Raw genomic sequence first — 13357 nt, forward strand, 5'->3', positions numbered from 1 at the left:
TATTTTGAGAAACCTTTTCAGCCTGTGAAATTAGAATGCAAATATACTGCTATTCGGACAATTGAATGACAATAGAAGCCTTAGAAATAACCGAGATAGGTCATGGAGTGTTTGGCAAATTCTACACTCACAACTTCTCCGGCCTGAAAGGCCATAAAGTCTTCCTGGCTGACCTCTATACTGAGCAGTCCCGGAAAGTTGAGGTGAAAGTGAAAGGTATTGTTTTGCGATACAAATTGCTTCTGCTGTATCGGGATGCCGATGATTAGTTTGCGCCCGTCTTTAAGATCGTCTTTATACTTGCGGGAGAATCGCTTTTTGCCATAGATGGCCAGACTGTAGATCAGTATAAAAAAACATGCTGATGCAAAGATGTATTGCGGCAGCGAGAATTTTTTCTCCAGCTCATTTTCAGGCTTTGCCAGGCTTGCCAGCAGGCCTACCACCACAACCAGCACAGCACCGATGATACCGATCAGTCTTAAGGTCTTGAAGTAACCGATCGATTCAGCATCCAGTAAAGCACGGATGTATTGTTTTTCTCTTTCGGTCATGGGTTCTTCATAAGAAGCAAGCATGGGCAATTCTATTTTTTCAAACAAGGTACAAAAAAAGCGTTATACCGAAGTATAACGCTCTTTTGATATTTGTAAAATACAATTGGATTAGAATCCGAATTTCAGGTCTTTACCCGGATAGTAAGCCAGGGCACCCAGTTGCTCCTCGATACGGATCAGTTGGTTGTACTTAGCCATACGATCACTACGTGATGCAGAACCCGTTTTTATTTGTCCGCAATTCAGTGCTACAGCCAGATCTGCAATAGTTGCATCTTCTGTCTCACCGCTTCTGTGGCTCATAATGGTATTGTATTTAGCACGTTGTGCCATAGTTACCGCATCAATAGTTTCGGTCAGGGAACCGATCTGGTTTACTTTAACCAGCAGGCCATTTGCCGTATTTTCTTTAATACCTTTTTCCAGACGCAGAACGTTGGTAACAAACAGGTCATCACCTACCAGCTGTACGTTTTTACCGATGGCATCAGTCAGGGCTTTCCATCCTTTCCAGTCATCTTCATCCATACCGTCTTCGATACTTACGATAGGGTATTTTTTAACCCATTTCTGCCAGTATTCCACCATTTCTTCGCTGGACAATTTCTTGCCGTCGGATTTATGGAAGTGGTATTTCTTAGATTTAGCATCATATAATTCGCTGATAGCAGCATCCATAGCAATCATTACATCTACACCTGGTTTGTAACCGGCTTTCTCGATTGCTTTTAATACTGTTTCAATTGCTTCTTCATTGCTTTGGATATCCGGTGCAAAACCACCTTCATCACCTACGTTGGTGCTGTATCCTTTATCGTGTAATACTTTTTTCAGAGAGTGGAAGATCTCTACACCCCAGCGTAAACCTTCGCTGAACGTATCGGCACCTACCGGCATTACCATGAATTCCTGGAAGTCGATTTTGTTATCGGCATGCGCACCACCATTCAGGATGTTCATCATCGGTACCGGCAGCGTTTTAGCATTAGTACCACCTACATAACGGTATAAAGGCAGACCAGCTTCTTCAGCACCCGCTTTGGCTACCGCAATACTTACGGCCAGGATTGCATTAGCACCCAGTTTAGCTTTGTTGCTGGTACCATCCAGATCAATCATGTACTGATCAATACCAGCCTGATCAGCTACGTCAAAGCCATACAACTCGTCGGCCAGCATTTCATTAATGTTCTTTACGGCTTTCAATACCCCTTTGCCCAGGTATTTTTTCTTGTCACCATCACGTAATTCTACCGCTTCATGCTTACCGGTAGATGCTCCCGATGGAACAGCAGCACGACCCATAGCGCCTGAATTGGTATAAACATCAACTTCAACCGTAGGATTGCCACGAGAATCCAGGATTTGACGAGCGTGGACTTGAGTAATTATGCTCATAAGATTGTTTGGAATTTGGATGCAAAGATAATTTTTTTGTTATATAAAATTGCGAATAACAATAAAAATCCGCATCCGGCAGATATTCCATGCTGCAGGATGCGGATTCAGAACAGTATATCCCTAATTAGCGCTGGTCATTTTTAAAATCCCCGTTTTGTGCATACTGAGTGCTGTTCTGAGGGGTATATGAAAATATGCATTCAGGGCACTGATTACGTCTGCATCTACATTATCATCAAACTTACGGGCAAAAAGGTTACTGCCTTCTTTCAAGAAGCTGAGATCCGCTTTGGTAAATGTTTTGGGCCTTAATTTTATATCACCGTCCGGCACCCAGATAATGGCCCTCAAATCGTCATTGACCAGTGTACCTTTGAAAGAACTGTTCATTAATACCGTTTGAAAAAAGGACTCATCGGGGATCAATGTATTTTTATAATAATCCATGAATTTATCCACTTCTTTATTATGACATAAGAAGTTACAACACTCCCGTGTCAATATCATCCATTGCCCTCCGATATAGGGTGTTATCCCTTTCATATACTCTCTTTTGTGGGTGTCGTCAGATATAGCGCCGTCTTCTTCACTAAAATAATTTTCAATCCGGTTTAAAGTCTCCGGTCGGGTCTGCACCTGGTCAGCAAATTTCAGGAAGCTCGTCCCCCTGTTTGCAGCCAGAAAATTGCTGATGATATGTTGAGATTTAAGGGGATAATCCTGTCCGCTCAGGTTAATGAAGTAGTCCCATTTTTGCTCCAGTTTCAGTAAATACTGCATCCCGCTCAGTTCTGCCTGCACCATACTGTAACCACCCCATACCACTGTTTGATTTTCGAGTATGTGAATGCCCGGAAACTTGTTTAGAAAAGACCAAATTTGCTGTTTGGTCAGGCGGTCGGCTTTTTTATCAATATTGATAAGATAAATATTATCGGGATGATATATGGCCCGAAACAAGCGCCTGAATTGCTTAGACAAGCGGTGCACCATAACAAGGTAGGCAATTTTAACGGTCGGTTTCTGTGGTGTCTTAAGTATTGAAAGATTGGCTCTGGAGGGTAACTGAAGTGATTTCATCATCTGAAATGTATTAGGAATATTTAATATATTGTATCCCTTCCTTGTAAGGTACGACTATTAATCGGCTAGAGGGTCACCTCATTTTGCAAAGCCCGTATTTAAAACCACAGAAATGCCAGAATACTTTGCTTTTATAGTTTATCTTCATGGCACAATTTCTTAAAATGAAAGATCTACGACTTGCGGTGCTTATTGATGCAGATAATGTGCCCTATGCCAATATTAAAGAAATGCTTGAAGAGGTCTCTAAAAACGGGACTCCGACCATAAAAAGAATATATGCTGACTGGACGAAGCCTTCCCTTTCCGGATGGAAAAATGTGTTGCTGGAACATGCCATTACGCCGATCCAGCAGTATAGTTATACCACAGGCAAAAATTCCAGCGACAGTGCGCTCATTATTGATGCTATGGATATCCTGTATTCCAATAAAGTAGACGGATTTTGCATTGTATCTTCCGATAGTGACTTCACCCGCCTGGCGACAAGATTAAGAGAAGCGGGCATGAAAGTAATTGGTATCGGAGAGCAAAAGACGCCCTACCCTTTTATTACAGCCTGCGATAAATTTATCTATATCGAAATCCTGAAATCTTCTGTGCCGGAAATTCCGGAAACAACCCCGGATAAGAAGAAAGTGAGTTTGTCTAAAATCGACAAAAAACTGATCAGTTTATTGTCAGATAGTGTGAGTGACCTGGCTGATGAAAGCGGATGGACTTACCTGGGTGATCTGGGCAACTTTATCCTGAAAAAGAAACCGGATTTTGACCCGAGAAACTATGGCTTCTCTAAACTTTTACTATTGATCAAAAGTACTGACACCTTCCTGATCGAAGAACGGGAAACGAGTACCAAAACGGTGAAGCATATTTATGTGAAAATAAAGTAGTGTTTTTCGTAAAACGATGGGAATGGAGCTACTATAACCGGCACTGAAACACTGTTTTGGTAACAAAATAAGAAATCCGGTTAAGAATCAATATTTCTGTATAATTTTGGCAGGCATATCCTGCACCGGTATTTTACCTAACCATATATACATATTTACAGCAATAGTAATGAACGCATTTGACACGTTAAAACAAGTTATTGAAGGCCGCAGAACAACCAAACCGGCACAGATGAATGGTCAGAAAATATCTGATGAAGATGTAAAAGAAATTCTGGCACTGGCAGACTGGGCGCCTACACATGCCCGCACTGAGCCCTGGCGCTTTTTTGTACTGAGCGGCGATAACCTGCAGAAATTCTGCGAGCACCATGCCGACCTGTACTGGGCCAATACATCACCTGAAACCCGCACTGAGACTAAAAGAGATGCCTTACTGAATATGGGTAGCAAAGCCTCTCACCTGGTTATCTCCCTGATGCGCCGCACACCGGAAGCTAAGATCATTACAGAAGAAGAGTATGCTGCTGTAGCAGCGGCTACGCAGAATATACTCCTGGGTGCAACTGCCAAAGGCATTGCTTCCTTCTGGAGTACCGGTGGTATGACCCACCACCCGGCTATGAAACTGTACCTGGAACTGAAAGACGAGGACCTGCTGATGGGCCTGCTTTACCTGGGTTACAGCGATGAGCAGAAAGAAGGTATGCGCAAAATTCCGCTGGATGATAAAATCATCTGGGTATAAAAAACATTTCATTTAATTACATAATACTCTATAAAAAATTACAAATTATGGAAGCCTGGAAAGCATATTTGGAAGAACATAAAGATCGTTTCCTGGAAGAATTACTGGACCTGCTGCGTATACCGTCTGTAAGTGCAGACAGTACTTACAAAGAAGATGTGGCCCGCTGTGCGGAAGCCGTAAAAAAAGCTATGCTGGATGCCGGCTGTGATACTGCCGAGGTATGCCCTACCGATGGACATCCGATCGTATATGGCGAGAAAATGGTAGACCCTGCATTACCTACGGTGCTGGTATACGGACACTATGATGTGCAACCTGCCGATCCTCTGGACCTTTGGACCAGTGGACCTTTTGAGCCGGTGATCAAAGATGGTAAGATCTATGCACGTGGTGCATGCGATGATAAAGGACAGTTCTATATGCACATTAAAGCATTCGAGGTAATGGCCAAAACCAATACCCTGCAATGTAATGTGAAGATGATGATCGAAGGTGAGGAAGAAGTAGGTTCTTCAAACCTGGGCAAATTCCTGGAAACACATGTTGATAAGCTGAAAGCAGATATCGTACTGGTTTCTGATACTTCTATGATCAGTATGGAGCACCCGTCTATCGAGACTGGTCTGCGCGGACTGGCTTACCTGGAAGTGGAAGTAACCGGCCCTAACCGTGACCTGCACAGTGGTGTGTATGGCGGTGGTGTGGCTAACCCTATCAACGAGCTGTGTAAGATGATTGCTTCTCTGCACGACGAAAACAAACATATTACGATTCCCGGCTTTTACGATAAAGTACAGGAGCTGACTGATGCAGAGCGTAAAGCCCTGAACGATGCTCCGTTTGACCTGGATGAATATAAGCAAGACCTTAAGGTAAATGATGTAGCTGGTGAAAAAGGTTACAGTACGATCGAACGTACCGGTATTCGTCCTACTCTGGATGTGAACGGTATCTGGGGCGGTTATATCGGTGAGGGTGCCAAAACAGTATTGCCTTCTAAAGCATACGCTAAAATCTCTATGCGCCTGGTGCCTAACCAGGTTTCTGATGAGATCACGGCCATGTTCCAGAAACACTTCGAAAGTCTTGCTACGCCGGGTACTACTGTAAAAGTAACTCCGCATCATGGTGGTGAGCCGGTGGTTACACCTACCGATGGTAAAGCATACCAGGCTGCTGCAAAAGCGATCAAAACAACATTTGGTAAAGATCCGATCCCTACACGTGGTGGTGGAAGTATTCCGATCATTGCTTTGTTTGAACGCATTCTGGGCCTTAAAACAGTATTACTGGGCTTTGGCCTGGATAATGACAACATCCACTCTCCTAACGAGAAATACGATGTAGCTAACTATTATAAAGGAATTGAAACCATCCCTTACTTCCACAAGTATTTTGCGGAGTAATAATATTTTATAAGATAAAAAAAGCTGCCCTCGGGGCAGCTTTTTTTATGCCAGGCCCTTCAAATGTAAATGATTTGCTAACGGGATTGTATAGCGGCGTTAAAAAGCACTCATTTCGATACAAATGTTGTTCTTTAACTTTTTATACATAGCTAATATGCCTAATTTTAATTCAAACAAAACCAAATATTATGAGAAGCATTCTATGGTTAGTGGCCGTAATCTGTATTATCATCTGGATCCTGGGATTGATTGGTGTTGGAGGCGGAATGGGCTTAGGAAATTTGATTCACATATTACTGGTTATTGCGATTATCGTTATCCTGTATAACATCATTTCAGGCAGAAAACCATTAGATTCTTAATCTGCCGTTTTTTATTGTATCCACCCTTTTTTATAACCTTAAAATTTATTCCACATGAGCACATTACAAGACAAGCTGAAAGGCAACTGGAACATCGTAAAAGGAAACCTGAAACAACAATGGGCAAATCTGACAGATGATGATTTGCTTTATGAAGAAGGAAAAGAAGATGAACTGATCGGTCGTCTGCAACAGAAAACCGGTGAAACAAAAGAGAAGATCAATGAATTCATCGATCGCATGAAATTTGAATAATCCGCGAAAGGTGATCAGACGAGACCATATTTCTAAGTATGCCACGGTCTCATTTATACGGGCAACTCCTCCCGAATAAGGCAGATGATCTATCCGGATTAATAAAAAAGCACCCGAAACCGGGTGCTTTTTATATGTAATGTTGCAATCCTATTATTGCGCAGGCACTACAGCCATCATCGGAAAATATTCATAACGGTTAATTGTAGCAGCGGGGTCGCCGGCAATAAATGCCTTTACTTCCTCCTCATCTTCTACGGCAATAATACCCAGGCCATATACTGCAGCAGGATCCAGCACCGGCCCGAATGCCAGCACTTTTCCCTGGTTCATTAATGCGGTCCAGTAAGCGACATGCTCCGTCATTATAGCTCTTTCCCCGGCACTCATTGTTTGTGCAAAATCCGGTCTTGACGGAAGCAGGTGCAATACAAAATACTTTTTGTCCATGTATAAATCAGTTCGTTGTTATCAGTAATTATATACCGCATTATTATTTTTTAGTTCTGTGCAGACTGTATCTGTATCAGTACAGATGAAATAGTCTGATGAAAGGTCTCATAATCGGTATACCCCTTAGCCAGCAGGTAAAACTTGGATTCTGATACCTGCAACAGCACCTGCGGATAGCTTTCTACCTTAAGTTGCTTTACCAGCTGAAACTCATAATAGGCTTTTTCCTTGTACGTTTCACTGCGCAACCTGGTATAAAACTCGTCGGCATCAATATTATATTCGTGTAATAAGTGCCTGTATGCCTCATCATCAGTCAGGTCGCGACCTTCGTAGTAAAGAGCATATTGCAGATCGGCAGCGATCTGTACGGCCTTATCCGGCATGTATTCTTTCAGGACACATAAGGCAATAGCAGGTTTTTCTGAATTGGGAAACCAATCGCTGTCCTCTGCCCTATTGAGATGAAACATAAAGTCAGGACCAAACTGTGCTCCTGTCAGCTCTTCTACTCTTTTACAATTATCCTTCATGAAATCGGCAATCACCGTAATCGGCTGCGGTTGCTCGGGCAGGATCATTCCTCCGCTCAGCACCTCAAACCGAAACTCTTTCTGAAACTCTTCTGCAATCTTTTTGATTACCGGGCTAAAACCATAACACCATCCACAATACGCATCGTAACAATATATAATAGTCATATTGCAAAATAAACTGTTTTTGCAATATTTAAATATAGATCTTTGTAAAAAAAACTTAAATGGGACCACAGGCGGAGCTACTTACAGAACTTTTTGAACTAAAAATGCCTTTCGGTAAGTACAAGGGTACCTATATCGGCGACCTGCCGGAACACTACATTCTATGGTTCAGCCAGCAGGGCTTCCCTAAGGGTAAACTGGGTTTGCTTCTGCAAACTATGTACGAAATCAAGCTTAATGGCCTGAGCTATCTGCTGGAGCCGATCCGCAAACAAAAACTGGGCACCGCAAGATAAGCTGTTAATTTCCTAAATTTGCCCCTGTTACACAACAATTCATGGCAGGACATTCGCATACACATCCTCAAAAACGCACTTTGCAGACAACATTGCTCTTTACAATGTTGCTGCTGTTTGTTATTGTGTATAACCGTAACCTGATCGCGAAAGAAATCTACCCGGATTATGTAACACAGAAGGTCAGTAATGAAAAGCTGAATCGACCGGTAAATGTGCAATACATCAATGCGGCTATGGATACGCTGAAAAACGGTTACCTGGTGACTATATCCGGTAAGGATACTAAAAGCGAACTGTTCAGTAGTGTGAACCAGAAGGACAAAACCTATGCTTATGCGGGGCTGGTATTTATCGAAAACAATTATCCGTTCATTTACCATATTGCGCTGCCTTCAGGCAACCATCCCGGCGGACTGGTCAGGGATTCATTTGAAACGTACATCGGATCCAGGAATGTATCCGGATTCGGTATATACAAACTACCATTAACCCAGTCTCAGGTGGGCTCTATGCAGCAGATCATCAAAGAGTTGTACCAACAGGGTGTATCGTATGACAGTCATTACAGACTGGATACCGATAAAGAGATGTACCCGGCCGAATTTGTATATAAGGCACTGACCCGTGCCACCAAAAACGATAAATTTATTGCCTATACCAAAGCAGGACCCTACACATTTATTTCTGTAGACAACCTGTTTCTGAGGCCCAAAAATCAAGAAATCTATACAGCCGTTTTTCAATAATCTATCATGCGTTCAAAAATCAACACCTCCCTCAGCCTGCTCTTATTTTGTGTATTGCTGTTTTCCTGCAAAAGCACAAACTCTCCCAAAGCCGTAACCGAAACCTTTCTGGTAAGTGTTGCTCGCCTGGACATGAATATGGCCAGAAACTACTCCACAAAGACTACATGGGACTTTCTTAAGGTACTGGAACGATCGACAAAAGATCTCTCACCGGAGCAGAAAGAAAGTTATCTTGAAGGATTTAAGGTGACTATTCTGAACGAGAAAAAGCTGAATGACAGTACCTATATGGTTAGCTTCAATACCACACCGGAACTGTTCCCCTTTCATGAGCTGGAACTCAAAGCAGAAAAGAATCTGGAAGGAAATATCAAATGGAAAGTGAACTACTCTGCCCTTGCATTTGCACAGGCAGATACTACCATACAGGAGGTAATGGCACCCGGTATAGATTCGCTGGAAGATCAGCTGCTGCAGCTCGATTCTTTTAAGTCTAAATAAAATTATTGATTTAAATATTGTTTAGTACTTTTGATCCTCCTATTTATTTACTTCGTAAAACACATATAATAAAGTAATGCCTTATTTATTCACTTCTGAGTCCGTTTCTGAAGGACACCCGGACAAAATTGCCGATCAGATTTCTGATGCATTAATCGACAACTTCCTTGCATTTGATAAAAACAGTAAAGTAGCTTGTGAAACACTGGTTACAACAGGACAGGTAGTTCTGGCTGGTGAAGTAAAGTCTAATGCTTATCTTGATGTACAGGAAATCGCCAGAAATGTTATCCGTAAAATCGGATACACAAAGAGCGAGTATATGTTCGAAGCTAATAGTTGTGGTATCTTATCTGCTATTCACGAACAGTCTCCTGATATTAACCAGGGTGTAGACAGAAAAAATAAAGAAGAACAGGGTGCTGGTGACCAGGGTATGATGTTTGGTTATGCAACCAACGAAACGCAGAACTATATGCCTCTGGCTTTAGACCTGGCCAATAGTTTACTGATTGAGCTGGCTGCACTGCGCAGAGAGAATAAAGATATCAAATACCTGAGACCGGATGCTAAAAGCCAGGTAACACTGGAATACAGCGACGACCATAAACCGCAACGCATTGATGCTATCGTAATCTCTACACAGCACGATGATTTCGATTCAGAAAAAAGCATGCTGAAGAAGATCGAAAAGGATATGAAAGAAATCCTGATCCCGCGTGTAATCAAGAAATATCCTGAATACAAGCACTTCTTCAATAATAAAATCAAATACCACATCAACCCGACCGGTAAGTTTGTAATCGGCGGTCCGCATGGTGATACAGGTCTTACCGGAAGAAAAATTATCGTAGATACTTACGGTGGTAAAGGTGCACATGGTGGTGGTGCCTTCAGTGGTAAAGATCCTAGTAAAGTAGACCGTAGTGCGGCTTACGCAACCCGTCACATCGCTAAAAACATGGTTGCTGCCGGTTTATGTGATGAGGTTCTGGTGCAGGTTTCTTACGCTATCGGTGTAGCGCAGCCAATGGGTATCTTTGTGGATACAAAAGGTACTGCAAAAGTGGATATGAATGATGGTGAGATCGCCAAAATAATCTCTTCTGTATTTGATATGAGACCATATGCGATCGAGACCCGTCTGAAATTAAGAAACCCGATCTACAGTGCTACTGCTGCTTACGGACACATGGGACGTGTTAACGAGGTGAAAGAAGTTGTGTTCTACGACCATAACAAAAAACCTAAAACGATGAAGGTAGAATTATTTACCTGGGAGAAGCTGGATTACGTTGCTAAAGTGAAGAAAGCTTTCGGTCTGAAATAGTAATTTTCGAAATCTTTTGTATATCTTTATAGAAATTATAACAAATTTCGGATATGAGAAAAACCCTGTTTCTCCTGATGCTTGGCGTAAGCACACTTACGGCTTGTAATAAAAATGAAGGTAAAGCCACTTCTGATAATGTAGGCAAAGTGCTGCAACAGAAAACATGGCGCATGACCATTTATTTCGATAATGGTGATGATAAACTGTCTAACTATACAGGTTATGCTTTCAAATTTTACCAAGACGGAAAAGTGGAAGCAGTAAGGAATGACGTGTATAAATATGGTACCTGGAAAGACACAGTGCTCACTGATAGTGCAACCAAAACCGATATGGCTTCATTCAAAATGGACTTCGGCAATGACAAACCATTCCGTGACCTGAATAAAAACTGGGAGATCGTTAGTAAAACGACCAAAACAGTGCATCTGCGCCTGAAAGACAGACCTGTTGATGCATATGATGAAATTTATTTCAACCTGAATTATTAATTCAAGAATTATATTACATAAAAAAGCTGCTCTTATTAAGAGCAGCTTTTTTATGTCTTTTGAAACAGGATCGCAATCAGAATCGACCATACTCTACTTCATGGCAACCTTCATCTTTTCCACTTTCTGGCCGATCTGTTTCAATTGTCCTTTTTGATGCGTGTTTTCCTTTTTATCAAAGGCTTCTTTCTCTTTCAGGTTCTTATCCTCCAGTTCCTTTCTTTTCTTTTCCGACTGCTCCATGTAAGTCACCAGTTTATCCTGGCGATTGTATAGTTTAATCAGTTGTCTGTACAGTTCTTTATGCCGGCTTACATAATCGAAGTGGTCTGCCAGCGTCTGTGCACAGGCTTTACGATAAGATTCGTATTGGGCCATCTGACTGCCATACTGAGACAGGAAAGCAGCATTATCTCCCTTACGCTTATATCGCTCTATATCTTTCAGGTTCTGATGACATTTGGTCGCCAGCTCTGACTGCATTCTACGCATGCGTTCGTAGTAAATACCAATAGAGTCATTAGTGGAAAGGTATCTTTTCTGTATGCTATCTACATCCTGCAACCTAACTGTTTTGACAAGGCGGGTCCATTTGAGTACCTCTTCATCATAGTTATCATACATGCGAATACGGCTACGCGTCTCTTCGACCAGGGCAGAATCTGCCAGTGTAAATATTCCCGCCAGTGTATCCAGTCTGAGGTCATTCATTTCCTGCACGGCAGACAGCATTGCCTGGTGCGCAGTTAAAGATTCCTGCAGTACTTCCATACGCTCCATACGCCTGTTTACAGAATCCTCGAGCATCTGCATCATAGCAGGATCTGTCTTTACTGCTGTAGTAATCGTATTGAGTTTGCCGGCATCTACATCCTTACCCATCTCCCTCAGTTTAATCCTGTTCTTTTTTATGGTGGTAATGCGGGTATCTGCTTTTTTAAGATAGCCTTCGCACTTGTTCACCATGCGCTTATTATTGCTGTGCAGGCTACGCATATATTGTGTGGCCTGGGTATTTTTAGTTTTATTTTTGGATTTGAGGCTTATATACTCTGCATTAATGGCCTTGGTCTGTTTATTCACTTCGGCCTCTGCACTTTTAATTTTCTCTTTAGCGGTAACAAGTGTACCAGAAACGGTTGCCGGTGTGCTGTTTTCAATAGCTTCTTTTGCATCAGCAATGTATTTTGCAGCCATTACTACGTGAAAACGGGGATTATATTTCGAGATACGTTCGGCAGAGACCTGTAGCTGCTCATCTTCACTCAGCGCACTTAATTTACGCTGCAGGGCACTATTCTGTTCCAGTGATGGATTCTCTCTGTTAAAGTCAATAATCGCCTGATCGCCAGCCTCGAATACGGCTACCGGCATAAAGGAATCGGTAAGTTGCCATACAGGATCGGAGGGCAGGTGTTTGAGGCGAAAGTCCAGCGGATTGCTGAGAAAGTATGCCGGGTCATATTTAAAGCGGAACTTCAGCTTTCCGGAAGTCGCCGTTACTGCTTTTTTCGATGTTTTATTCAGCTGTCGTTTCAGCCATCCGGGTTCCTGTGCAAGATAGCCTGCACCCCAGGTAGCATCTACGAGTTGCCATTTCTGATCTACATACACAATATTCCAAGCATGTCTCGGGATATATAGCTTATCACCATCATCAAACATCCAGTCTTTGGAATAACCGCCTACAGTTACGGCAGAGATACCTACCTCTTTACACATTGCTGCAAACAATACAGAGTATCCACCACATAGCCCTTTACGTTGCTGAAATACTTTTTTAGGATCATCTTCCTTAAGCTTGCCTTGCTGCAGGGCTTTTACATCATACTTTATATTATGGGTGATCCAGTTGTAAATAGCATTGGCCTTGGCGGTTTCTGTAGGCAGATGATCGCAGAGGGCATGTGCCAGGCGCTCGTATGACTTATCGGCACCGGAAGGAGTGCTGACACCGATGATGGTGTTTACCTGCACCTGGGCATTTGAAGAAGTGGTAAACAAGCTACCGGAAACCAGTAGTATGCTTAAAAAATTTCGTGTACAGAATATTCCCATAGATTTGTTAAAATAAAGCGTAAATATATCAATTTATCTCTATTTTACGTTGTGTAAACAT

The 13357-nt window shown here is 42.3% G+C and carries 16 protein-coding genes; 10 read left to right on the plus strand and 6 right to left on the minus strand.

The genetic code is table 11. The features are described from left to right. Positions 1-80: 80 nt before the first annotated feature. The 3 genes from EMP01_RS10820 to EMP01_RS10830 all read right to left on the minus strand — a co-directional run bounded on the left by EMP01_RS10820 (position 81) and on the right by EMP01_RS10830 (position 3041). Complete coding sequence (locus EMP01_RS10820; RefSeq protein WP_129021531.1) at positions 81-578, minus strand: hypothetical protein; 498 nt, start codon at positions 576-578, stop codon at positions 81-83. A gap of 87 nt (positions 579-665) precedes the next feature. Continuing rightward, a complete protein-coding gene (gene eno / locus EMP01_RS10825) occupies positions 666-1955 on the minus strand; it encodes a phosphopyruvate hydratase (protein ID WP_129021532.1) in 1290 nt (429 codons plus the stop codon). A 123-nt stretch (positions 1956-2078) separates the two neighbouring features. Continuing rightward, positions 2079-3041 (minus strand): beta-1,6-N-acetylglucosaminyltransferase, encoded by a 963-nt coding sequence (locus EMP01_RS10830; protein ID WP_202616053.1) that lies wholly within the window; start codon positions 3039-3041, stop codon positions 2079-2081. 164 nt (positions 3042-3205) lie between these two features. Here EMP01_RS10830 and EMP01_RS10835 point away from each other — a divergent pair, with 164 nt between their 5' ends. From EMP01_RS10835 to EMP01_RS10855, 5 genes are all read left to right on the plus strand, one after another. Then, positions 3206-3934 carry an NYN domain-containing protein gene (locus EMP01_RS10835; RefSeq protein ID WP_129021533.1) on the plus strand — a complete coding sequence of 243 codons (729 nt, stop codon included), beginning with the start codon at positions 3206-3208 and terminating at the stop codon, positions 3932-3934. Between the two features lie 169 nt (positions 3935-4103). Further along, complete coding sequence (locus EMP01_RS10840; protein WP_129021534.1) at positions 4104-4682, plus strand: nitroreductase family protein; 579 nt, start codon at positions 4104-4106, stop codon at positions 4680-4682. A gap of 47 nt (positions 4683-4729) precedes the next feature. Beyond that, positions 4730-6091 (plus strand): dipeptidase, encoded by a 1362-nt coding sequence (locus tag EMP01_RS10845; protein WP_129021535.1) that lies wholly within the window; start codon positions 4730-4732, stop codon positions 6089-6091. A gap of 191 nt (positions 6092-6282) precedes the next feature. Then, positions 6283-6456 carry a lmo0937 family membrane protein gene (locus EMP01_RS10850; protein WP_129021536.1) on the plus strand — a complete coding sequence of 58 codons (174 nt, stop codon included), beginning with the start codon at positions 6283-6285 and terminating at the stop codon, positions 6454-6456. Between the two features lie 54 nt (positions 6457-6510). Continuing rightward, positions 6511-6711 (plus strand): CsbD family protein, encoded by a 201-nt coding sequence (locus EMP01_RS10855; RefSeq protein WP_129021537.1) that lies wholly within the window; start codon positions 6511-6513, stop codon positions 6709-6711. A gap of 153 nt (positions 6712-6864) precedes the next feature. Here the strand turns inward: EMP01_RS10855 and EMP01_RS10860 are convergent, their stop codons facing one another. Both EMP01_RS10860 and EMP01_RS10865 read right to left on the minus strand, forming a co-directional pair. Then, positions 6865-7161 (minus strand): YciI family protein, encoded by a 297-nt coding sequence (locus tag EMP01_RS10860; RefSeq protein ID WP_129021538.1) that lies wholly within the window; start codon positions 7159-7161, stop codon positions 6865-6867. Positions 7162-7211: 50 nt separating this feature from the next. After that, the gene (locus tag EMP01_RS10865) at positions 7212-7865 is read right to left on the minus strand and encodes a DsbA family protein (protein ID WP_129021539.1); all 654 of its coding nucleotides are present in this window, start codon (positions 7863-7865) and stop codon (positions 7212-7214) included. A 59-nt stretch (positions 7866-7924) separates the two neighbouring features. Here EMP01_RS10865 and EMP01_RS10870 point away from each other — a divergent pair, with 59 nt between their 5' ends. The 5 genes from EMP01_RS10870 (at position 7925) to EMP01_RS10890 (ending at position 11238) form a co-directional block, all read left to right on the plus strand. Next, positions 7925-8161: a DUF3820 family protein gene (locus tag EMP01_RS10870; RefSeq protein ID WP_129021540.1), complete on the plus strand. Its 237-nt coding sequence runs from the start codon at positions 7925-7927 to the stop codon at positions 8159-8161. 41 nt (positions 8162-8202) lie between these two features. Continuing rightward, positions 8203-8910: a hypothetical protein gene (locus tag EMP01_RS10875; RefSeq protein ID WP_129021541.1), complete on the plus strand. Its 708-nt coding sequence runs from the start codon at positions 8203-8205 to the stop codon at positions 8908-8910. Positions 8911-8916: 6 nt separating this feature from the next. Further along, positions 8917-9414 (plus strand): hypothetical protein, encoded by a 498-nt coding sequence (locus EMP01_RS10880; RefSeq protein WP_129021542.1) that lies wholly within the window; start codon positions 8917-8919, stop codon positions 9412-9414. Positions 9415-9490: 76 nt separating this feature from the next. After that, positions 9491-10744, plus strand: a complete 1254-nt coding sequence (metK, locus tag EMP01_RS10885; protein WP_129021543.1) for a methionine adenosyltransferase — start codon at positions 9491-9493, stop codon at positions 10742-10744. A 53-nt stretch (positions 10745-10797) separates the two neighbouring features. Beyond that, positions 10798-11238, plus strand: coding sequence for a hypothetical protein (locus tag EMP01_RS10890; protein WP_129021544.1), 441 nt, complete (start codon positions 10798-10800; stop codon positions 11236-11238). A gap of 93 nt (positions 11239-11331) precedes the next feature. Here the strand turns inward: EMP01_RS10890 and EMP01_RS10895 are convergent, their stop codons facing one another. Next, entirely contained in the window at positions 11332-13296 is a 1965-nt protein-coding gene (locus EMP01_RS10895; protein WP_129021545.1) for a transglutaminase domain-containing protein, read from the minus strand. Between the last annotated feature and the right edge of the window lie 61 nt (positions 13297-13357).

The sequence above is a fragment of the Edaphocola flava genome (genome assembly GCF_004118155.1).
GTDB lineage: Bacteria > Bacteroidota > Bacteroidia > Chitinophagales > Chitinophagaceae > Edaphocola > Edaphocola flava.